21 protein-coding genes are annotated in these 22,235 nt (G+C 69.6%); 11 read left to right on the forward strand and 10 right to left on the reverse strand.

Translation table 11 applies throughout. The features are described from left to right. A complete protein-coding gene (dnaA, locus tag K3U96_RS00005) occupies positions 1-1,506 on the reverse strand; it encodes a chromosomal replication initiator protein DnaA (RefSeq protein ID WP_220691672.1) in 1,506 nt (501 codons plus the stop codon). Between the two features lie 554 nt (positions 1,507-2,060). Between dnaA and rpmH the strand changes: the two genes are divergently transcribed. From rpmH to K3U96_RS00050, 9 genes are all read left to right on the forward strand, one after another. Further along, the gene (gene rpmH / locus K3U96_RS00010; RefSeq protein WP_082933415.1) at positions 2,061-2,204 is read left to right on the forward strand and encodes a 50S ribosomal protein L34; all 144 of its coding nucleotides are present in this window, start codon (positions 2,061-2,063) and stop codon (positions 2,202-2,204) included. Positions 2,205-2,225: 21 nt separating this feature from the next. Continuing rightward, positions 2,226-2,585, forward strand: coding sequence for a ribonuclease P protein component (gene rnpA / locus K3U96_RS00015; RefSeq protein ID WP_069404639.1), 360 nt, complete (start codon positions 2,226-2,228; stop codon positions 2,583-2,585). A 53-nt stretch (positions 2,586-2,638) separates the two neighbouring features. After that, on the forward strand, positions 2,639-2,926 hold the full coding sequence (gene yidD, locus K3U96_RS00020) for a membrane protein insertion efficiency factor YidD (RefSeq protein WP_220693327.1): 288 nt from the start codon (positions 2,639-2,641) through the stop codon (positions 2,924-2,926). Continuing rightward, a complete protein-coding gene (yidC, locus tag K3U96_RS00025) occupies positions 2,919-4,070 on the forward strand; it encodes a membrane protein insertase YidC (protein ID WP_220693326.1) in 1,152 nt (383 codons plus the stop codon). The genes yidD and yidC overlap by 8 nt, the downstream gene beginning before the upstream one ends. 37 nt (positions 4,071-4,107) lie before the next feature. Then, positions 4,108-4,662, forward strand: a complete 555-nt coding sequence (locus K3U96_RS00030) for a Jag family protein (RefSeq protein WP_220691673.1) — start codon at positions 4,108-4,110, stop codon at positions 4,660-4,662. A 67-nt stretch (positions 4,663-4,729) separates the two neighbouring features. Continuing rightward, on the forward strand, positions 4,730-5,410 hold the full coding sequence (rsmG, locus tag K3U96_RS00035) for a 16S rRNA (guanine(527)-N(7))-methyltransferase RsmG (protein WP_230982309.1): 681 nt from the start codon (positions 4,730-4,732) through the stop codon (positions 5,408-5,410). Next, positions 5,407-6,453, forward strand: coding sequence for a ParA family protein (locus K3U96_RS00040; protein ID WP_230982310.1), 1,047 nt, complete (start codon positions 5,407-5,409; stop codon positions 6,451-6,453). Before rsmG ends, K3U96_RS00040 begins: the two co-directional genes overlap by 4 nt. Before the next feature lie 44 nt (positions 6,454-6,497). Continuing rightward, a complete protein-coding gene (locus K3U96_RS00045; protein WP_069404645.1) occupies positions 6,498-7,493 on the forward strand; it encodes a ParB/RepB/Spo0J family partition protein in 996 nt (331 codons plus the stop codon). Between the two features lie 218 nt (positions 7,494-7,711). Next, a complete protein-coding gene (locus K3U96_RS00050; RefSeq protein WP_220691675.1) occupies positions 7,712-8,482 on the forward strand; it encodes an acetyltransferase in 771 nt (256 codons plus the stop codon). A gap of 8 nt (positions 8,483-8,490) precedes the next feature. On the opposite strand, the gene K3U96_RS00055 is transcribed toward K3U96_RS00050, so the two are convergent. From K3U96_RS00055 to K3U96_RS00090, 8 genes are all read right to left on the reverse strand, one after another. Beyond that, the gene (locus K3U96_RS00055; RefSeq protein ID WP_069404647.1) at positions 8,491-9,687 is read right to left on the reverse strand and encodes an N-acetylmuramoyl-L-alanine amidase; all 1,197 of its coding nucleotides are present in this window, start codon (positions 9,685-9,687) and stop codon (positions 8,491-8,493) included. Between the two features lie 135 nt (positions 9,688-9,822). After that, complete coding sequence (gene trxA / locus K3U96_RS00060; protein ID WP_069404648.1) at positions 9,823-10,161, reverse strand: thioredoxin; 339 nt, start codon at positions 10,159-10,161, stop codon at positions 9,823-9,825. A 14-nt stretch (positions 10,162-10,175) separates the two neighbouring features. After that, positions 10,176-11,147 carry a thioredoxin-disulfide reductase gene (gene trxB, locus K3U96_RS00065; protein WP_069404649.1) on the reverse strand — a complete coding sequence of 324 codons (972 nt, stop codon included), beginning with the start codon at positions 11,145-11,147 and terminating at the stop codon, positions 10,176-10,178. 93 nt (positions 11,148-11,240) lie between these two features. Continuing rightward, a complete protein-coding gene (locus tag K3U96_RS00070) occupies positions 11,241-11,849 on the reverse strand; it encodes an RsmA family anti-sigma factor (protein ID WP_220691676.1) in 609 nt (202 codons plus the stop codon). A gap of 48 nt (positions 11,850-11,897) precedes the next feature. Further along, entirely contained in the window at positions 11,898-12,467 is a 570-nt protein-coding gene (sigM, locus tag K3U96_RS00075) for an RNA polymerase sigma factor SigM (RefSeq protein WP_220691677.1), read from the reverse strand. A 64-nt stretch (positions 12,468-12,531) separates the two neighbouring features. Then, positions 12,532-16,182, reverse strand: a complete 3,651-nt coding sequence (gene murJ / locus K3U96_RS00080) for a murein biosynthesis integral membrane protein MurJ (protein WP_220691678.1) — start codon at positions 16,180-16,182, stop codon at positions 12,532-12,534. Further along, positions 16,179-18,635 carry a hypothetical protein gene (locus tag K3U96_RS00085; RefSeq protein WP_372514985.1) on the reverse strand — a complete coding sequence of 819 codons (2,457 nt, stop codon included), beginning with the start codon at positions 18,633-18,635 and terminating at the stop codon, positions 16,179-16,181. The genes murJ and K3U96_RS00085 overlap by 4 nt, the downstream gene beginning before the upstream one ends. Next, the gene (locus K3U96_RS00090; protein WP_069406489.1) at positions 18,632-19,426 is read right to left on the reverse strand and encodes an NUDIX hydrolase; all 795 of its coding nucleotides are present in this window, start codon (positions 19,424-19,426) and stop codon (positions 18,632-18,634) included. Before K3U96_RS00090 ends, K3U96_RS00085 begins: the two co-directional genes overlap by 4 nt. 85 nt (positions 19,427-19,511) lie before the next feature. Between K3U96_RS00090 and K3U96_RS00095 the strand changes: the two genes are divergently transcribed. Then, positions 19,512-20,948, forward strand: coding sequence for a CCA tRNA nucleotidyltransferase (locus tag K3U96_RS00095; protein WP_220691679.1), 1,437 nt, complete (start codon positions 19,512-19,514; stop codon positions 20,946-20,948). A 17-nt stretch (positions 20,949-20,965) separates the two neighbouring features. After that, the gene (locus K3U96_RS00100) at positions 20,966-21,451 is read left to right on the forward strand and encodes a pullulanase (RefSeq protein WP_069406491.1); all 486 of its coding nucleotides are present in this window, start codon (positions 20,966-20,968) and stop codon (positions 21,449-21,451) included. Positions 21,452-21,457: 6 nt separating this feature from the next. On the opposite strand, the gene K3U96_RS00105 is transcribed toward K3U96_RS00100, so the two are convergent. Then, complete coding sequence (locus K3U96_RS00105; RefSeq protein WP_069406502.1) at positions 21,458-22,231, reverse strand: TIGR03084 family metal-binding protein; 774 nt, start codon at positions 22,229-22,231, stop codon at positions 21,458-21,460. Positions 22,232-22,235 lie beyond the last annotated feature (4 nt).

Genomic DNA, 22,235 nt, shown 5'->3' on the forward strand with positions numbered 1-22,235 from the left:
TCAGCGCTTGGAGCGCTGCCGGATCCGGGTGGTGAGTTCCTTGACGTGATCGAACACCTCGCGGCGTTCGGCCATCTCCGCACGAATCTTCTTCTCCGCGTACATCACTGTGGTGTGATCGCGGCCGAACGCCTGCCCGATCTTGGGCAGCGACAGGTCGGTGAGCTCGCGGCACAAATACATCGCGATCTGGCGCGACTGGGCCAGCGCACGGGTTTTTCCGGGGCCACGCAGCTCTTCGACGGTGGTCTCGAAGTACTCGGCGGTGGCGGCCATGATCGCCGCGGTGCTGATCTGCATGGTGCTGGCATCGGAGATCAGGTCGCGCAGGACGACCTCGGCCAGCGACCGGTCGATGCGGGTCTTGTTCAGCGAGGCGAATGCGGTGACCCGGATGAGCGCGCCCTCGAGTTCGCGGATGTTGCGTTCGATGCTGCTGGCGATGAGCTCGAGCACGTCATCGGGCACGTCGAGGCGATCCATCTGCGCTTTCTTGCGCAGGATCGCGATGCGGGTTTCCAGTTCGGGGGGCTGAACGTCGGTGATCAAGCCCCACTCGAACCGGGTGCGCAACCGGTCTTCGAGGGTGGCCAGCTGTTTGGGCGGCCGGTCTGAGGAGATGACGATCTGCTTATTGGCGTTGTGCAGGGTGTTGAAGGTATGGAAGAACTCTTCCTGGATACCTTCTTTCCCCTCGATGAACTGGATGTCGTCGACCAGCAGGACGTCGATGTCGCGGTAACTGCGTTTGAACGACGCCTTGCGGTCATCGCGCAGGGAGTTGATGAAGTCGTTCGTGAATTCCTCGGTCGACACGTACTTGACCCGCATCCCGGGAAACAGGCGCTGCGCGTAGTTACCCGCGGCATGCAGCAGATGGGTTTTGCCCAGCCCGGACTCACCCCAGATGAACAGCGGGTTGTAGGCGCGGGCGGGCGCCTCGGCGATGGCGAGCGTGGCAGCGTGGGCGAACCGGTTGGACGCCCCGATGACAAAGGTCTCGAAGGTGTAGCGGCGGTTGAGGTTGACCGCGGCTTCCTCGTCGGTGGTGGGGTTGAGCGCCCGGTTGGCGAAGTAGGTCGGCCAGCTCTCTTCTGCGCTAGCGAGGGCTTCGGAGACCTCGTCGACCTCGTCGGGTTCCAGGACCGGCGCCTGGGCAGGGGGCGCAAATCCGCCCGGGCCGTCGTCGGCTTCGTCGGCGGCCGCGGCGATGCGGACACCGAGTTCGATGCGCTGGCCGAGCTGGCGGCTGAGCGCGGTGATGATCGGCTCGCGCAGGTGCCGTTCGATCTCGTTTTGCACAAACGGGGTCGGCACCGACAGCAGAGCAAACCCCTCGGTGATGACGAGCGGTTTGACGAGTTTCAGCCAAGCCCTTTGCTGGGGGGTGAGGGTCGGGATGGTCGATTCACCGTTGGCGACGCCGGCTGGCGGAGATTCGCCGTTGAGTTCGGCAACGACGGTGTTCCACACCGAAACGAACGGGGGATCGGGGTCCGCTGTCAATGACTAGTACCCCCTCGAGGTCGACGCCTGGGACGACCAAATGAACGAAGACGAACTGTCCACAAACTTATCCACAGGTTGTGGATAACGGACAATCGCCGCCGCTCTGTTGTCTGCCGGTGAGGAAGGCACTGGCCGGGGCTCGTCACAGTCGTGGTGCGTGCTGTGGGCTCGCGACTTTTCGGCCATCCTCATTTCGTTGTCTGTCGCCGTTTCGTTATCGAATCGGCCTTGGCAGAAGCTAACAGTTTTCTAGCCGGGTGCCAACCGTTCGGCGACATTGCCGGGCGCGACTTTTCGGCCTGCGCTGCGGCGAGACAGCTGTGACGTATGTGACGGTCAGCGGGGGTCCGGGACGAGGTTTGACCCAGGCAAAACTCGTCAGTACCCTCGAACAGTCGCCCGCACGTGGCGACACGGCTGCGACCCAGCGTTTATGGGGGACCGCGCCGGTTAACCGAGACGGGCGAGCTTACCAACGGCAACCGCGTCCACGATCGCGATCGTCGATCGGTGTGGGCTGCGGTTGCAAGACGCAACAAGGAGATAGAGCCGTGGCCAAGGGCAAGCGGACTTTTCAGCCGAACAACCGGCGCCGGGCACGGGTGCATGGCTTCCGGCTGCGGATGCGGACCCGGGCCGGCCGGGCGATCGTGTCGAACCGGCGGCGCAAGGGCCGTCGCGCACTGTCTGCGTAACGCGACGCAGGATCTAGCGCGGTGCTTCCGGCGCGGTACCGGATGACGCGGTCGACCGAATTCGGGACGACGGTCAGCCGCGGTGTGCGCACGGTGCAGCCCGATCTGGTCGTGCACACGTTGCGTGCGGACAATGGGGCCGAGGACGGCCCGAAGATCGGGCTGGTGGTTTCGAAATCGGTTGGTAGCGCAGTGCAACGACATCGGGTGGCCCGCCGGTTGCGACACGTGGCCCGTGCGGTGATCGATGAACTCGACCCGTCCGATCGGGTGGTGATCCGCGCGATGCCCAGCAGCAGGCATGCGATCTCGGCGCGGCTGGAACAGGAGCTGCGGTCGGCGCTGCGGCGCAGCAGGCCCAAGAGCGGAGCGCGACGGTGAAAGCCGGTTCCGCCGCGCGCGGCGTCATCTTCGTCATCCAGCTCTACCGGAACATGGTCTCGCCCCTGCGGTTGCCCACCTGCCGCTTCATGCCGACCTGCAGCCAGTACGCCGTGGAGGCGTTGGCCGAGTACGGCCTCGTCAAGGGAGGCTGGTTGGCGGTGGTCCGGCTGCTGAAATGTGGACCGTGGCATAAGGGAGGATGGGACCCGATACCGGAGCGCGGGGCCGGCCCGCACGAAGGATGTGCGCACTCGGGCGAGTACCCAGCGGATCGGGACACTTCCACCCCCAGCGGTGAAGGCCCGGCATTGCGATCAGGAAGCGAGACGCGTGTTTAATTGGTTCAGCCTCGACATCATCTATTACCCGGTGTCGGCGATCATGTGGGTCTGGTACAAGCTGTTCGGCTTCCTGTTGGGGCCGTCGAACTTCTTCGCCTGGGCGCTGTCGGTGATGTTCCTGGTCTTCACGCTGCGCGCGATCCTCTATAAACCGTTCGTCAAACAGATCCGCACCACCCGCCAGATGCAGGAGCTGCAGCCGCAGATCAAGGCGCTGCAGAAGAAGTACGGCAAGGACCGCCAGCGGATGGCGCTGGAGATGCAGAAGCTGCAGAAGGAACACGGCTTCAACCCGATTCTGGGCTGCCTGCCGATGCTGGCGCAGATCCCGGTGTTCATCGGGCTGTTTCACGTGCTGCGGTCCTTCAACCGGACCGGCGGCTACGGCATCGGCGCACAGCACCTCGATCCCGAGGTGAACCGCACGCTGGCCAACTACGTCTTCAGCGCCACCGATGTCGGGCACTTTCTGGACGCCAACCTGTTCGGCGCCCCCATCGGTGCGTGGATGATCCAGAACACCGGGTTGGACGCATTCACCGTGTTCAACCGCGGAGCGGTGATCGCGGTCGGGGTGCCGATCATGATCCTGGCCGGCGTCGCGACGTACTTCAACAGCCGGGCGTCGGTGGCGCGGCAGAGCCCCGAGGCCGCGGCCAACCCGCAGACCGCGTTGATGAACAAGTTGGCGCTGTACGTGTTCCCGCTCGGCGTCGTCGTCGGCGGGCCGTTCCTGCCGCTGGCGATCATCATGTACTGGCTTGCCAACAACATCTGGACCTTCGGTCAGCAGCACTACGTGTTCGGCAAGATCGAGAAGGAAGAAGAAGCCAAGAAGCAGGAGGCGCTGGAGCGCCGCGCGCAGAACGCACCGCCGCCGGGGGCCAAGCCGAAGCGGGCCCGCAAGGGTCAGGCGGCGGCCGCGCAGGCGACCGCGACGGCCAGTGCGGAGAGCGACGGCGGCGCGGACGGGTCGGTCGGCGAAGACGAAGCGGACACCGCGACCGGTGGCGACGACACGGGCGCGGCGAAGCCGACGAGCACCACTGCACGTAAATCCACATCGGGAACGAACAACCGCGCGCCGCGGCCGGGAGCCACACCGCGGCCGGGCGCGCGTCCAAAGAAGCGGAAACGTTGACCGGTCCGGCACCGGTGGAATGAGGAGAGACACAGTCATGACGGACGCTGAGACGACCGAGCGCGACGAGGAGTTGACCGGCGAGCAGGACAGCGGCGAGACCGCGGCACCGGCTGTCGAGGACGATCTGGAGGAGCGCTTGGTCGCGGAGGGCGAGATCGCCGGCGACTATCTCGAGGAGCTTCTGGATCTGCTCGACTTCGACGGCGACATCGATCTGGACGTGGAGGGGGACCGGGCGATCGTCAGCATCGACGGCGGCGGGGATCTGAGCAAGCTGGTCGGCCGCAAGGGCGAGGTGCTCGATGCGCTTCAGGAACTGACCCGGCTCGCGGTACACCAGAAGACCGGGGAGCGCAGCCGGCTCATGCTGGACATCGCGCGCTGGCGCCGGCGCCGCCGCGACGAGTTGTCGGCGCTGGGCGACAAGGTGGCCCGCCGGGTGCTCGAGACCGGGGAGCGCGAGGAGCTTGCGCCGATGACGCCGTTCGAGCGCAAGATCGTGCACGACGCGGTCGCCGCGGTGGACGGTGTGCACAGCGAGAGCGAGGGCGTCGAGCCGTCGCGCCGCGTCGTGGTGCTGCTCGACTGACCCCAGAGTTACATCGATGTAGTTCGATCGGCGGTCGGCAGGCGCGGGGATCCGGAGGATGTTTCACGTGAAACATAGCGAGGTGTCGGCGGCCCCACCGGCCGCCGAGGCCTTGTTCGGAGGGGCACTCGACCGGGCGCAGCGCTACGCCGAGCTGCTCGCCGGCGCCGGGGTGGAACGGGGCCTGATCGGACCCCGCGAGGTCGACCGGCTGTGGGAGCGGCATCTGCTCAACAGCGTGGCGATCGCCGAACTGCTCGAGACGGATGCCAGGGTCGGGGACATCGGCAGCGGGGCCGGGCTGCCGGGGATACCGTTGGCGTTGGCCCGGCCGGATCTGCGGGTGACGCTCATCGAACCCCTGCTGCGGCGCAGCGAGTTCCTTGGCGAGGTGATCGATGAGTTGGCGCTCGACGTGACGGTGGTGCGGGGCAGGGCCGAGGACCCGGCCATCCGGCGACAGGTGGGCGAGATGGACGCCGTGGTGTCGCGGGCGGTGGCCTCGCTGGACAAGCTCACGAAGTGGAGCATGCCACTGCTGCGCGCCGACGGCGCGATGCTGGCGATCAAGGGGGAGCGGGCCGAAGGGGAGGTCCGCGACCACCGGCGTGTGATGACTGCACTGGGTGCAGCCGATGTAAGGGTGATGCAATGTGGCGCGGCTTTCTTGGATCCACCCGCGACCGTCGTGGTGGCGCGGCGACGCACTCCGAAGGCACATCGCTCGACGGGCAGGAGAAGAGGATGAGTTCGGTTCCTGAGCGCGACGGCCGCGGCCCGGCGGGCACCGGCGCCGCCCGGGCTTCCGCTGCCGACGCCGCCGATGTTTCACGTGAAACATCGAACGCGTCGACGGAGGTTTCACGTGAAACATGGGACCCCTCCACGCCGCCGGCAGAGGACTGGGGCGAGGCCGCGGCGGTCGACACCCCGATCGGCGCCGAGGCCGAGCGTGCGGTACGACTGCTGCACGCCGCCACCAAAGGAGACCTACCCCGCCCGGCACGCCAACGGGTCTTCACGATCGCCAACCAGAAGGGTGGCGTGGGTAAGACGACCACCGCCGTCAACGTCGCCGCGGCGCTCGCGCTGCAGGGGCTCAACACGTTGGTCATCGACCTTGACCCCCAGGGCAATGCCAGCACCGCGCTGGGCATCGAACACCGGCCGGGCACGCCGTCCTCATACGAGGTGTTGATCGGGGAGATTCCGTTGCAGGCGGCGCTGCAGCGCAGCCCACACAACGAACGGCTGTACTGCGTCCCGGCCACCATCGACCTCGCCGGCGCGGAGATCGAACTCGTCAGCATGGTGGCTCGCGAGGGCCGGCTGCGCACCGCGCTGGCCGAGCTCAAGGACTACGACTTCGACTACGTCTTCATCGACTGCCCACCCTCGTTGGGGCTGCTCACCATCAACGCGCTCGTCGCCGCGCCCGAGGTGCTCATCCCGATTCAGTGCGAGTACTACGCCCTGGAAGGGGTGGGCCAGCTGCTGCGCAACATCGAGATGGTCAAGGCACACCTGAATCCGCAGCTCGACGTCACCACCGTGGTGCTCACGATGTACGACGGACGAACCAAACTCGCCGATCAGGTCGCCGCCGATGTGCGGGCCCACTTCGGCGATAAGGTGTTGCGGACCGTCATCCCGCGCAGCGTCAAGGTCTCCGAGGCACCCGGTTACGGGATGACGATCCTCGATTACGACCCGGGCTCGCGGGGCGCGATGAGCTATCTGGACGCGAGCCGCGAGATCGCCCAACGGGGCCACCCCGGGCAGGACCGGTGAGCGCGCGCGAAACCGGCCCACACTCGGAGAGCAGGGGAGAGGCAATGACCCAACCGACACGCAAGCGCAGCGGCCTGGGCCGCGGGCTGGCTTCGCTCATCCCGACCGGACCCGCCGACGGCGACAAGTCGTCGTACGGCCCGCGGATGGGCGACGCGGCCGCCGACGTCGTCATCGGGGGCGGATCGGGCGACGGCGACGGTGCGGGTACCGGCGACGTGGGCGCGGTGTACCGCGAGATCGACCCGAGCGCCATCGAGCCCAACCCGAAGCAGCCGCGCCAGGTCTTCGACGAGGACGCGCTCTCCGAGCTCATCCACTCCATCCGCGAGTTCGGCCTCATGCAGCCGATCGTCGTGCGCGCGCTGCCCGGCGCGCCCGGTGAGAGCCCGCGCTATCAACTCGTCATGGGCGAGCGCCGCTGGCGGGCGGTGCAGCAGGCCGGCCTGGACACCATTCCCGCAATCGTGCGCGAGACCGCCGACGACAGCATGCTGCGGGATGCGCTGCTGGAGAACATCCACCGCGTGCAGCTGAACCCGTTGGAGGAGGCGGCCGCCTACCAGCAGCTGCTCGACGAGTTCGGCGTCACCCACGACGAACTGGCCGCCCGCATCGGTCGGTCAAGACCGTTGATCACCAACATGATTCGCCTGCTGCGCCTGCCGATCGCGGTGCAGCGCAGGGTCGCTGCCGGTGTGCTGTCGGCCGGCCATGCCCGCGCGCTGCTTTCGCTGGAGGGCGGCCCGGAAAAGCAGGAGGAGTTGGCCGCGCGCATCGTCGCCGAAGGTCTCTCCGTGCGCGCCACCGAGGAAGCGGTCACGCTGGCCAACCGCTCCGACGACAGCACCCCGTCGGCGCCGCGGCGCAAGCCCATCCACATGCCCGGCCTGCAGGACGTTGCTGAGCGGCTGTCGACGGCGTTCGACACCCGCGTCACGGTCAGCCTCGGCAAACGCAAAGGCAAGATCGTGGTGGAGTTCGGGTCGGTCGACGATCTGCAACGCATCGTCGAGTTGATGACCGCGGCAGAGCGCTGACCTACCACCCGCGGTAATTACGTCACTGTGACACTGACAGGCGATCGCGAACTGCGAAACGGCCCCTCGGCGGCCAATCTTCGTGCGCTACAACCACTTTCGAAACCACCACGGCCCACGCCGGGGTATGGCGAAGTACCCGGACCCTTGGCGGCGCCGCCTTCTATCCTGGAGTGGCAGCCGTGCATCGGGGCACCGCGTGGAACTCGGGGAGTTTAGTGTCAGCACGAATCGCGCCACTTCGGCTCGAGGCGTTCGAGCAGTTACCCAAGCACGCGCGTCGTTGCGTGTACTGGGAGGTCGATCCGTCGACGCTGGAGACCGGTGCCGGCACTGTGCCCGTGCGTAACGCCCCGCTGTCGGACCCGGAGTTCGAGAAGGAAGCCTGGCTGTCGATGGTCATGCTCGAATGGGGGGCGTGCGCCCAGGTCGCGGTGCGGTGCCGGGACGGCGCCGACGATGGCGCGGTGCCGTTGCGCGGCGACGAACCCTGTCTGGGCTATGCGTTCTACGCGCCGCCCACCGCGGTGCCACGGGCCCGCCACTTCCCGACCGGACCGGTCAGCGCCGACGCTGTCCTGCTCACCTCGCTGGGCGTGGAACCCGGTGACGGCGCCGACGCGTTGCCCCGTAGCCTGATCGCCGCGGTGGTCGGTGACCTCGTTCGTCGGGGGGCGCGCGCGTTGGAGGCGTTCGGTCACACCGCCGCCGTCGCCGAGCTCGCCGACCCCGACGCCGTGTCGCCGTCGTTGCGCGCGGTGGTGGAGGTGCTCGGGGACTGCGCGGTGGACCAATGCGTGTTGTCCACCGACATGCTGCAGGACGCCGGGTTCGTCGTCGTCGCGCCGCACCAGTACTTTCCGCGGCTACGGCTGGAACTCGAGCCGGGCCTTGGCTGGAAGGCCGATGTGGAAGCGGCCCTGGAGCGGCTACTGGAGAACGCGGAGCTGCAGCAGCCCGTCGGGGCGGGGGCCCGCTTCAGCGGGTGAGCCCGGTGTCACGTCGGGCTGACCCGGCCGGCCTGTTCGACGGAAAGTTCGTGCGCCAGCAGTTCGGCGAACGTGAATGTGCCTGTGGGACGGTCGTTTTTGCCGAGTAGGTACAGCCGTTTGACCGCGGCCAGGATGCCTTCGGCGATCGAATCGCGGGTCTGGGTGGACACCAGCATGTCACGGTCGCGCGGATTGGTGACATAGCCGACGTCGACCTGAACGGTGGGCATCCTGGTCAACCGCAACAGATCCCACGTCCGCCCGTGCGTACGGCAGTCGCGTAATCCGGTGCGGGCCACTACTTCTCGTTGAATGAAGTCGGCCAGGTTGCGGCCGATCGTGGACACCGATCCGTGCGAGTTACCGAAGTGGAAGGAGGCGACGCCGTTGGCGGCCGGGCTGGGCTGGGTGGCGCACCGCAGGCTGATCATCAGGTCGGCGCCGACGGTGTTGGCGGTCGCGGCCCGTTCAGCGTCTGACGGTGAGTTGTTGGATGGCCGCGACAGGAACGTCTCCATGCCGATTGCGGTCATCCGGCCCTCGAGCCGACTGGCCAAGTCCCACAGGATGTCTGCTTCGCCGATCGGTCCGTCCGGGCTGTGCATGATCAGCCCGTGGTCGGCACCGCCGCGGCCTGGGTCGATGATGATGCGTTTACCCGAAAGCCGTGGCCCGGACCGGCGCACCAGTTCCTCTTCGCGGATCGCGTGCGGAGAACCACCGGTGACGCGCGAACCCAGAAAGTACAAGGACCGCAACGTTTCCGGGCCGCAGATGCCGTCGGGGTACAGGCCGTACTCGCGCTGATACGACACCAACGCGTTATGGGTGCCGAGCCCGAAATGTCCGTCCACCAGGCCGGTGTAGAAACCCAGGTCCTGCAGCCGGGCCTGCAACGTGGCCACGTCGTCGCCGTACATCGGGGCACCGAACTGGTGGTTGAGTGTGCGCGCACCGAGGCGATACGAGGCTTCTTTGAGCGCACGGTATGTCGCTTCGCCGACGACACCGTCGACCAGAAGACCCCGGTGCTGCTGGAAGGCGCGCACCGCGCGGTCGAGTTCGTCATCGAACATGTCGACCGCGACGTGCTTACCGGTGGTGATCTCTTCGTCGGGGTTGTCGAGCAGGCCGAGCGCGGACAGCGCAGCCCGGATCTCGGTGACCGCACCCCCGCGGTCACCGCGACGCAGACTCGACATGGGCGACCTTTCGATCACGGTCGTCAGCGAGCGACACCGCGCTGACGAGGCATCAGGGACTTAGCCAGCATTGTCTCAGACACCCGCGGGAATCGAGAAAACGCCAGGCGGGTGTCCGGCTGTCCGATTACCGCGTTAGACCACGTCAGCAAGCTCACGCAGCAGCGCGGCCTTGCCTTTTGCCCCGACGATGCGCTTCACCGGGGCGCCGTCCTTGAACAGGATCAACGTCGGGATCGACACCACCTGGAAGTCGCGTGCGGTTGCGGGGTTGGCGTCGACGTCGATCTTTGCGACGGTGAGCGTGCCGGCCTTCTCGGCGGCGATCTCCTCGAGCACCGGGGCGACCATCTTGCACGGGCCGCACCACGTGGCCCAGAAGTCGACGAGCACCGGGGTGCTGCTGGACAGCACGTCGGTGGAAAACGAGCCATCGGTCACGGCGACGGTCGCAGACGGGGTGGTTTCAGCCATGGGTGGCGCTCCAATCAGGCGGGGGTGGATGTCTCTTCATCGCTTGGTACAGAACCGATTTCGGCCAGCCAGCGCTCGGCGTCGATGGCGGCCGAACAGCCGCTGCCCGCGGCGGTGATGGCCTGCCGGTAGACGCGGTCGACGAGGTCGCCCGCGGCGAACACGCCTTCCAGTGAGGTGTGGGTGGTGCGGCCCTGGGTCAGCACGTAGCCGTCCTCGTCGAGGTGCACCTGGCCGCGCACCAACTCCGAACGCGGGTCGTGGCCGATTGCGACGAACACGCCGGTCACCGCGAGCTTGGACTCCTCGCCGGTGACGGTGTTGCGCAGCCGCACGCCGCTGACTTTGGGGCTGCCCTCGACCTCGAGCACCTCGGTGTTGGTGACAAAGGTGATCTTCTCGTTGGCCCGGGCCCGCTCCAGCATGATGCGCGACGCGCGGAACTCGTCGCGGCGGTGCACGACCGTCACGCTGCGGGCGAACCGGGTGAGGAAGGTAGCTTCCTCCATGGCCGAGTCGCCGCCGCCGACGACCACGATGTCTTCGTCGCGGAAGAAGAAGCCGTCGCAGGTGGCGCAGGTGCTCACACCCATGCCGATCAGCGCCTCCTCACCGGGAACACCGAGATGGCGTGCGGCGGCGCCCATGGCGAGGATCACCGCACGTGCCCGGTGGGTCTCGTCGCCGACGGTGACCGTCTTGATCGGCCCGTCCAGCGACACCGCTTCCACGTCTTCCATGCGCAGATCGGCGCCGAAGCGCACGGCCTGCTCACGCATCTCGTCCATCAGTTCCGGACCGGTGATGCCCTCGCGGAAGCCGGGGTAGTTCTCCACCTCGGTGGTGGTCATCAGGGCGCCGCCGAACTGGGTGCCTTCGAACACCAGCGGGGACAGCTGCGCGCGGGCCGCGTAGATCGCGGCGGTGTAGCCGGCCGGGCCGGATCCGATGACGATCACGTCATGCACCGGGGATGTCGAGGTCATGGGCGCCTTTCTGCCGAAAATGGGCGGCACGTTTACCAACACCAGCCTAAGCCCCGGTGTTCCCGATGCCCCGAACCAGGCCCGCGGACCCGGCTAGGGCCGGGTGAGCACCGTGCTGGCCACCACCCCGCCGTCAGCGGCGGTGCAGTCCGGCTGGACCACCAGCGCAACGACGGCCTGCGCGGTGTCGCCCGGTAGCAGCATCAGCACCCCGGACCGGCCGTGGAGGTCGACGGGCCGCGCGCCCAGCGGCGTCACCGCCGGATAGCCGAGCCCGGCCAGGCAGGACGCCCGCCGCGCCGCATCGGCCAGCGGCCCGTAGTCCGCCGGCTGGTTCAACAGGGCGAGGATCTCGGCGTCGGACAGCGGGAGGTCCCGCGTCGGCGCCGACACTGTGATGCTGCGCGCGGTCGGCCCGGCGTCGCGCCGCGGCGGCGGCTCGTGCGCCAGCACCGCGACGCCGATGACCACACCGGTCACCGCGGCGCAGGCACCGACGACCAGTGCGAGCACCTGCATGCGCCCGAGCCGCGGGCGTCGCACCGAGTGCGCCGGTGCCGCGCCGGCGGCGCGCAGCGCGCCGCCGACCCGGGCGGTGACCGCGGCGGGCACTTCGGGGGCCGACGCCGCGTCCTCGCCGAGCCGGGCGAGTTCGTCGCGTACCCGCGCCGACGCCGGGTCGAGATCGTCGTCGTGGTCCATCGCCGCCAGTCTCCACTACCGAACCCGGGTCGTGGTGGTTGCGCCGAATCAGCGTGCGCCCGCGCGGCTGTCGAAGTAGTCGAGCGCATCGGCCAGCTTGCTGCGCGCGCGGGCGCACCGGCTTTTCACCGTGCCTTCCGGCACGCCGAGCATGTCAGCGGTCTCGGCCACCGAATAGCCCTGCATGTCCACTGCGACCACTGCGGCGCGCTGTTCGACCGGCAACCGCATCAGGGCATGTTCCACCACGATGGCGGTGTCCACCACCGCGGTCGGGTCGACGACCGGGAAGGCGTCGGAAAGCACCGCAGAGGCGACGTGAGACTTGTTGCGGCGCAGTCGATCCAGGCACGCGTTCACCACGATGCGGTACAGCCAGCTGCTGACGGCGCAGTCATATCGAAACGTGCGCGCCCTGCGGTGCGCGGACAGCATCGCGTCCTGCAGCGCATCGGCGGCGTCCTCGGGGTTGCGGCTGGTGAGCTGCGCGAGCCGGTACAGCTGACGGTGGTGGCGGTAGAACAGCGCCTCGAAGGCGTAGCGGTCACCGGCCACATGGGCCGCCAGCAGGTCCGCGTCGCTGAGATCGTGTCTGGCCCGTCCGTCGAAGGTCCCCACAGCCGAACACTAAACGGCGCCGAGGGCATCCTCGGACACATCTTTGCCCGGCTGGGGATAGCCGCTACTCGGCCGCCTTGACGGTGATCTCGGCGATGTCCGAACGGCTCTCGCCGTTGACCTGACCGAGCTTGGAAACCCACACCAGCAGGTTCGACGTCGGTGCGGCGTTGTCCACCTTGATGGTGTTGGAGCCGGGTTTGACCGGGGTGGCCGGGGTCAGCACCGTGGTGTCGGCCAGCGACGACGGCGTCGATGTGGCCGCCGAGCGGATCTCGACCTCGGTGCCGGTGCTGTTCAGGTCGATGGTGACCTCGCCGACGCTGGTCGGGCGCGGCAACTGCAGCATGAGCCCGACACCGTTCTTGAAGTTCGGGAACGGCACCGGGTCGGTGTAGGTGTCGATGGGCCACACGGTGCTGGGGTCGCCGTCGATGGCGAGCCGGGCCAGCGCGGGCGCGTCGGCCTCACCCTCGGGTGAAAACACGGTCGCCGAAACGGGTTTCACCGTCGCCCCGGACGATGTGGTCTCGCCGTCTTCGGCTGTTGTCGGCGCGTTGAGGCCCAGCCGGTCACCGCCGAGGCCGCCTCCGACGTCACCGAAGATCTGGCTCAGCACCGACCCCAACACCACCAGCGCCACCACGATGATGGCGGCGCCGATGGCCAACCCGACCATCAGCGCCTTGCGCCGGCGGGCGATGGCTTCGGGATCGTCGGTGGGCCGCGCACCCGTGACCGACGGTGAGGCCGGAGCGGGTTCATCGACCGGGGAGATCACCTCGGTGCGGTCGGCGATGGCGGTGGCCTGCTGCAGCAGGTTCAGCAGTGTCGGGGCGCTGCGGATGCCGCCGCCCTCCTGCACGGCCCGCGCCGCGGCCGCCGAGATCTGGAACGGGATGTGGCGGTCCACGGCGCGCGGTTCGACCGGCTGACCCGCGGCGTCGAGTTCGGCGGCGGCCAGCCCGCTGCGGACCCCGGATTCGGGCAGCGGCCACCGGTTGATCAGCAGCGCGTACAGCGCCGCGCCGATGCCGCGGATGTCGTCTTCGGGGGTGGCATCGGGCAGCGTCGCGGGGAAGGCCAGCGCCACATCGCCCTCGATGCTCACCCGGACGCGGTTGGGGTGGTCGATCGACAGCGCGACACCGGAGCGGTGGGCCGCCTCGGCCGCGGCCGCCAGCGATTGAATGGCCCTGGCGCCGCCGATCGGCGACGGTGAGGTGTCGGCCACCTCGGCCAGGGAGCCGCCCCGGATCCACTCCGACACCACCAGCCCGCCCGAGCCGGTGTTGGCGACGTCGAGCACCCGGGCGACCCCGGGCATGTCGAGGCGGCTGAGCTTGAGCGTGCGCGACAGGATCTCCTGCAGCTCCGCGTCGGGCAGCGTCGCGTCGGGGTCGACGAACGTCAGCGCCACCTGCCGGTCCAGCGCGGTGTCCAGCGCCTGCCAGAACTGCAGGTTGGGCGGGCCGCCGTGGAACACCAGCAGCCGGTAGCGGCCGCCGGCGATGACCGCCCCGGGGATCAGATGGACGTCTTCGTCGGAGGTGGCGGCCTCGATGGCGGGTTCGCGCGGCGGGTCGAACGCGATCGGCTCGCGGGTCGGGTCGCCGCCGTAGTCGGCCGGCGGCCTGCCCGACACCGGGGCCGAAGTGCCGTTGGCCGGCTCGGCGGCGAACTCGGTGGTCTCCGCGCGGGCCGCCACGTCGGGCTCGAAGTCGCCCGCGGGGACGTCGGGCTGGAAGTCCTCGGGCCGCGACCGCGGGATCTTGGTGGTGGCGGTGCTGTCGGGAATGGGCGTGGTGCCGCCTGCGGGTTCGTCGCTCACCGCTGGTCCTTTCGGCATCCCGTCCCCGGCCGTGGCAGCCGGGGGTTCGCGACGGACGGCCGGCGGGCTGGGCCGGCGCCCTGACGCGAACGAATTCCTCTGATCAGGGTACGGGAGCGGACGCGCTGTCCGGGCCTTGTCGGGGACCGTCGCCGGCGTGGCGCGCCCACCGAGCCGACGGCGGACGGCGGCCAGCGCGGCCTGCGCATCGGGGACCTGAGCGGCCAGCAGCACGCCGACGATGATCGGCACCATGATCACGCCGAGCGCCAGCAGCCGCAGCAACGATCCCGCCCCGCCCCAGTTGCGGGTGAGGGTTTCCAGACCGAGCAGCTGGTCGGCGACGTGGGCGACCAGCCCGGCCAGCAGGGACGCCGCGATCGTCACCAGGATGCTGCGCACCACCTGCAGGCTGATCAGCCGCCCGCCGGGCGGGTCCAGCGCGGCGCGCAGTAAGAAGTACCCGACGGTCGCTCCGGCCAGGAAACCCAGGCCGTTGGCGGTGCCGAGGTAGCCGGCGACCAGGTCGGGGTCGTCGGTCAGGTGCGGCGCGAGCAGCGACCCGATGATCTTGACGGTGGTGATCACCACGATCAGCACGATCGGTATCCACGGCTGCTGGCGGGCGTAGAACACCCGAAGCTGCAGCAGCACAAGGGCATACGGGATCAGCGTGAATGCCGAGAGGGTCAGCGCCATGCCCAGGTAGCCGGCGTCGACGTCACCGAAGTTGCCGTACGCGAACAGCGCGCTGCCGATCGCCGGACCGCCGACCGTCGTCATCGCCACGATCGGGATAAGCGTCACCATCGTCAGCCGGGTGGCCAACGACAGGTCCGCCAGCACCGCGGCGCCGTCATTGGCGGCGGCGTTGCGGCTCAACCGCGGCATCACCACGGTCAGCACCGTCACCCCGATGATGCCGAACGGCAGCTGCAACACCAGCCAGGTGTAGTTGTAGATGGCCGGCCCGGAAGCCGCCGCGCCCGCGGCGATCCGGTTCCCGACGATCAGCCCGACCTGGCTGATCATCACGTAGAGAAGCATCGCGACGGCCATCGCGCCGAACTTCTTCATCCGTTCGTCGACACCCCACAGCGGGCGCAGGCTGATCCGTTCGCGGCGGATGGCCACCAGCAGCACCGCCACCTGGGTGACGGTGCCCATGGTCATGCCGATCCCGAGCACCAACAGCTTCGCGTTGCCCATGCGCACCGGGTCGAGCGAAAGCTCGCCGGGCACAACCACGTACAGGCCCAGCGTGACCAGCGCGACCAGGTTGTTGCAGACCGGCGCCCAGGCCGGCGGCCCGAACACGTTGCGGGTGTTCAGGATTGCCATGAACACCGACGACAACCCGTAGAACAGCACCTGCGGCAGCAGCAGGTAGGCGAAAGCCGTTGTCAGATCGCGGTTCACCTCGGGGTGGCTGCCCAGCATGAGGTCCACCAATTGCGGCGCGGCCGCGACGGATATCGCGGTCGCGATCAGCAACAGCACGGTCGCCAGCGTGACCAGGCGGCGTACGAACGCGGTGCCGCCGTCGGGGTCGTCGCGCTCGGCGCGGGCCAGCACCGGCACGAAGATCGCGGTGAACGTGGCCTCCAGCACCAGCGCGGCGATCAGGTTGGGCAGCTGGTAGGCCACCGAGAAGGCGCTGGACAGCGCGGCGCCCAGGATTGTGGCCAGCAGCACGATGCGCGCGAACCCGGTCAGCCGGCTGACCAGCGTCGCCACCGCCATACCCCACGACCGCGACACCACCGCGGCGTCGGTCAGCTCGGGGCGGCCTGCGCCGCGCCGGGGTGCGGGTCCGCGGGGCAGCCGGGGCGGGGGTTGCCGCGGTGCCCCGGCGTTGACCCGGGGCCGGCCTGCGGTGTTCACGTCTCCTCGCCGGCGTGGCTGCGCTGCGCACCGCGGGGGTCGTCGTCGTAGTGCAGCGCGACGTCGAGCGGATCCGGACGGTGCGGGTCGGCATCCAAGTCGGCACGGTCGGGCTGGCCGCGGAACCGGTGCCACAGCCGGCGCCCGGCGAGCAACACCAGCACCGCGCCCGCCGACAACGTGATGATGAACAACACCTGGCCGTAGGCGTTGGAGTGCACCGACAGCCGCACCTGGTCACCGAGCGGAAGCCCGTCGGCGGTGCGCAGCGCGACATCGACGGCGACGCGCTGGGTGAAGTGCACCTCGATCGGCACCCGCAGCGGCAGGTAGCCCGGCGGCAGCTCGATCACCCCCATGTCGGTGACCGTCATGCCGGGCGGCGGGTCGATGTCCAGCCGGACCCGGATGGGCACCGGCAGGTCGTTGCGCAGCGCCAGCGGAAGCGGGCTGCGTTCGGTGGCCAGGGTGTAGGAGCCGCCGGGGTTGACGATGGTGACGGCGTGGAACATGTCCTCGACGGTGCGTCCCACGGTCGTCAGCCGCTGCTGGGCCAGGCCGTTGCGCGTCGTGGGCGGAACCGACTGGCTCAGCGCGCGCAGCATGTCTTCGCGCAGCGGCGCGGTGTAGCCCATCCCGGTCAGGCCGGTGCGCACATCGGTGGTCAGTGCCGCGGTCAGCCCCCACAGCCGTGCGGTGACCGCGGCGATGCCCGACACCACCGCGTCGTCGAAACGGGCTTGCCGGTTACCGAGGTCGGCGTCGGGCAGCGCCGCGTCGGGTTCTGGTGCGACGGCGTTACCCTCGGCGATCACCGCGGGCAGCGGCCGCGGCTCGGCCAGCCCGGCGTTGATGGCGGTGGCCACCGTCGTCAACACCGCCTGCGCGTCGGCGGGCTGCAGGCTCCAGTTCAGCGGCGGCATCAGGATCTCGGTGCGCGGCGCGGTATCCGGGCTCAGCGCGCGCCACAGCAGCGCGCCCAGCGCGGCCTGCCGCCGGGCCACCTCGGACTCGTTCTGCACCGGAATGTCAAGGGCCGAACCGAGATACGACGGCGACACCGGGTCGGTGCCCGCACCGGCCAGCGCGGCGCCGACGGCCGGGTCGAACGGCGCGGAGACCAGTTGCGGGGTGTAGCGCTGCGGGGTGAGATCCGCCGGTGTCGGCGCGCCGGCCTCGGAGCCGTCGTCGGTGGTGGGGGAGTCGGCCGCGGCGACGGCGACCGTGCGGCCTTGAGCGGACAGCAGTTGCACCGCGGGTCCGGTCAGCGGCCCGTCGGCGACGAGGGTGGCGCCCCGCACCGAGGCGGCGCCGAGGATCTGGTCGACGATGTCGCCCGCGGTGTGGGTGGCGATCGCGCTGAGCCCGGGATCGCCGACGCGGCGCAGGGCGTCCAGGTCGGCCTGCGCGTAGGTGGTCGGGGCGATGCACAGCCGCTGCGCCAGCGCCTTGAGCCGGTTGAGCCAGCCCACCGCGGCCTGCTGGCCGGTGCCGGGCCGGGTCGGGGTGCCCGGGCCGGCGTCGGGTCCGGTGTTGACGACGTAGCCGCCGGTCATCGCGTTGACGGTGACCAGCAGGTCGGGGTCCACGGCCAGGCAGGCCGCCGCCCGCAGCTTGCCGTCCGGGTCGACCTGGGGGCTGGTCGCGAACTCGATCGCCGACAGCAAGGTGTCCAACCGGCCACCGGGGGCCAGCGAGGTCGCCAGGTCGTCGTCGATCAGCCGGACCGGGGTGGCGCCGCCCGGCGCACCGGCGGCCAGCCGTGGTTCGTCGGCGATCGGCCACAGCAGGGTCAGCCGCACCGGGCTGGAGGTGTCGGGTGCCACCACCGAGGTCAATGTCTCGGCTGCGGAGTCGGCCGTCGCGTCGGGCGGCACCCCGAGCACCGGCAGCAGGAACCGCGAGTCATCCAGCCGTGCGGGCGCACCGTAATCGGGGGTGCCGTTGACGTTGACCATCACCGGGTACACCCCGGGCTCGTCGATGCTCATCGAGGGCCGCTGCGAGGACCGCAGCGGATAAGACAGCTCGAAGGGAACCTGTTGTCCCCGTTTCAGTTCCGGTGTCAACGTGATGAAGTCGCCGACGGCCTCGAACTGGTCGACGTTGCCGGCGAGGTTGGTGCGCAACCCCGTCGACGACGTCACCGCGGCGGCGTCCTCCAGACGCACCACCACGTCGCGCACCGGGCGGTCACCGACGTTGAGCACGGTTCCGGTGACGGTGACGGTGGGCTCGCTGGTGGTGGTCACCACCTCGGGGGTCACCCGGTCGACGCGCACCTGGAGGAACTGCGTCGAACCGGGCTCGCCGGCCGCGGCGCGCGGCAGCACCACCGGTGCGGCGAACAGGACCAGCAGCAGGACGGTGCTGCCGATGCGCGTCAGCGCCGCGATCCACAGGCGGAGCACCGCCGGGGTGCGCTCACGCGGCACCGCCGCGGCGCGCGTCACGGCCCCTGTCCGCAGCCGTTCGTCCGCCGGCCGGGCTGAGGTTTCGCACGCTCGTCGGGACGTCGGTTGCGGGTGTGCGAATGCGTCTGGGCCCGTCGCCGCGGCGAACTGCGCGGCAGCGGCGGCAACGCGGCAGGCCCGTCGGCGTGCAGCCGGTCGATCAGCTCCCCAGCCACCTCGGCCAGGCGGCGCTCGTCGGCGTAGGCCAGCCGCGACGGCAACTCACCCAGCGGCACCCAGGCCACCTCGGTGACCTCGACATCCTCGTCGGACAGTTCGCCGCCGAGGAACCGCATCAGATAGTGGTGCACCGTCTTGTGCACCCGGCGCCCCTCGGTGACGAACCAGTAGTCGATGCTGCCCAGCGCGGCCAGCACGCTGCCCTGGATACCGGTCTCCTCGGCGACCTCACGGATCGCGGTCTGCTCTGCGGTCTCGCCGAGTTCGATGTGCCCCTTGGGCAGCGACCACAGCATCCGGCCGCGTCGGTCGATGCGCCCGATCAGCGCCGCGACCTGATCGTCCTTCGGACCGTCGATACCGTCGACGACCAGGCCACCGGCCGAGGTTTCGTGGACGGTGCGCAGCCGGTCCGGGGGTCGACGCGGACGGGACTTCTGCGCCTTGCGCTGCCCGTTAGGCTGCTCCTGGGCGCGGTGCAGGCCAGCGTTGTTGTGACGCAGCGGGGTCACCTCGGCCGCGGGGGGTGTGGCGTCGGGCGGGCCGGCAGCACGACGGCCACGACGTCGCCCGCGGCGCCGTCGTGGTTTGGCCTGTTCGCCGTCCGACACCCAAGCGATAGTAGCTGCCACGAAGATTCGCTCCGGCCGCACTCACCGGTCGTGACACAGCCGTTGCACATTAAGCTGTCCGAACGTGCCCGATTCCGCTTCCGACGCCGAACTGCTTGCCGCCGCGCAGGTCACGCTGAACCGCCATCGCGACCTGCTCGCCGACCTCGGCAAGGTGTTTGCCGACGCCGGTCACGAGCTCTACCTCGTCGGCGGCAGCGTGCGCGACGCGTTGCTGGGCGGCATCCGCGGCGATCTGGACTTCACCACCGACGCCCGCCCCGACCAGATGCAGAAGCTGCTGCGGCCGTGGGCCGAGGCGTTGTGGGACACCGGCATCGAGTTCGGCACCCTGGGGGTCGGCAAGGACGACCATCGCCTCGAGATCACCACGTTTCGCGCCGACACCTACGACCAGGTGTCGCGCAATCCGGAGGTGCGGTTCGGCGACCGGCTCGAAGACGACCTGATACGCCGGGACTTCACCGTCAACGCGATGGCGGTGCGCATCACCGCCGACGGCCCGGCCGAGTTCCACGACCCGCTGGGCGGGCTGGCCGCGCTGCGCGCCAAGACGTTGGACACCCCGTCGGCGCCGCAGACGTCGTTCGGCGATGATCCGCTGCGGATGCTGCGGGCGGCGCGGTTCGTCTCCCAGCTGCAGTTCACCGTCGCGCCGCGGGTCATCGAGGCGCTCGTCGAGATGGCACCGCAGCTGGGCCGGATCACCGTCGAGCGGGTGGCCGCCGAGCTGGACAAGCTGCTGCTGGGCGCCGACCCGGTCGCGGGCATCGACCTGATGGTGCAGACGGGGCTCGGCGACGTGGTGCTGCCCGAGGTCGGGGCGATGCGGATGGCCATCGACGAGCACCATCAGCACAAGGATGTGTACTGGCATTCGCTGACGGTGCTGCGGCAGGCGATCGCACTGGAAGACGGCGAACCCGATCTGGTGTTGCGGTGGGCCGCGTTGCTGCACGACATCGGTAAGCCGGCCACCCGCAAGCTCGAACCCGACGGCGGTGTGAGCTTTCACCACCACGAGGTGGTCGGCGCGAAAATGGTGCGCAAGCGCATGCGGGCGCTGAAGTACTCCAAGCAGATGGTCGACGACGTCTCCCAGCTGGTGTACCTGCACCTGCGGTTCCACGGCTACGGCGGCGGGCGGTGGACGGACTCGGCGGTGCGCCGCTACGTCACCGACGCCGGACCGCTGCTGCCGCGGTTGCACAAGCTGGTGCGCGCGGACTGCACCACCCGCAACAAGCGCCGCGCCGCGCGGTTGCAGGCCAACTACGACGACCTCGAGCTGCGGATCGCCGAGCTTGCCGAAAAGGAGGACCTGGCCAGGGTGCGGCCCGACCTCGACGGCAACGAGATCATGACGATCCTCGGCATCCCGCCGGGGCGCGAGGTCGGCGAGGCGTGGCGGCATCTCAAGGAGCTGCGGCTGGACCGCGGCCCGCTGTCCCACGACGACGCCGTCGACGAGTTGTGGAAGTGGTGGAACGCCAGACAGTAGCGCTGCGTCGAAAGGGTGTGGACTACTGCCTTGGCGACGGGGACGGCTCGGCCACCATCTGGACCGCCGCACCGGATATCGATGTGGACGGTGACGGGGTGTTCGACGCGGTCGGCCTGGATTTCGACGGGGACGGGCTGCTCGACGACGCGCTGGGCGACCTCGACGGTGACGGTGCGGCCGACCACCTGGTCCGTGACCATGCCGGCGACGCGGCGTATTTCACCGACGACGGCAGCGGCACCTGGGCGGTGGCCGCAGACCGGGGGCTGCGGTGGTTCCGCCTCGACGGCGCCGAGCAGTTCGGCGGACCGATGGTCGACATCGACGCCGACGGCCAGGTCGACGACCGGCTGGCCGACGTGGACGGTGACGGGGTGGCCGACCGCGCGCTCGGGGATGCGGACGCCTACGTCGACACCGACGGCGACGGCCGCTGGGACGTGAAGCTCAGCGACACCGACGGCGACGGTCGGGCCGACGGCGCCGACGAGCTGTCGTGACGCGTGTCAGCGGCCCGGCCCGGGTGGGCCGGCGAACGCCTGGGCGATGCCCAGCCAGGTCTGCGCGTCGGCGCCGGCGGCGGTGACGTCCAGTTCGGAACGCGGCCGGCGCTGGGTGACCAGCAGGCAGAAATCCTCGGCCGAACCGGTGACCTGTTGCGACGCGTCCTCGGGGCCCCACGCCCACGTCGACCCGTCCGGCGCGCGCAGCTGCACGTAGAACGGCTCGGCGGGCGGCGTGAGCCCGTGGATGCTGAATGCGAAGTCGCGGGTGCGCACACCGATGTGCGCGATCGAGCGCAGCCGCGCGGTGGCGGGGCGCCGTACCCCGAGCGCGTCAGCGACGTCGAGGCCGTGCGCCCACGTCTCCATCAACCGGGCGGTCGCCATCGACGCGGCGCTCATCGGCGGCCCGAACCAGGGCAGCTTGCGGCCGTCGGCCACCTCCAGCAGCTCGTCGTGCAACCGGGTGCGGGTGGCGCGCCAGTCGGCCAGCAGGTCTTCCGGTGGCGTGGCGGCCAGCTCCTCGGCGGCCGCGTCGACGAAACCGGCCGGGTCCTTGGCCGCCTCGTCGAGCAGGGCCGCGAACCCGTCCGCGTCGGTCACGGCGGTGCACGCGACACGGTCGGTCCACAGCAGGTGGGCGATCTGATGGGCGATCGTCCAGCCGGGGGCGGGCGTCGGCGTCGACCACTGCTGTGGCGCGAGGTCGCCCACCAGGGCGTCGAGAGCGTCGCTCTCGGCACGCAGATCGGCCACCATCGGCGCGGCACCGGACATGGCG

Source organism: Mycolicibacterium holsaticum DSM 44478 = JCM 12374 (assembly GCF_019645835.1).
Classification (GTDB): domain Bacteria; phylum Actinomycetota; class Actinomycetes; order Mycobacteriales; family Mycobacteriaceae; genus Mycobacterium; species Mycobacterium holsaticum.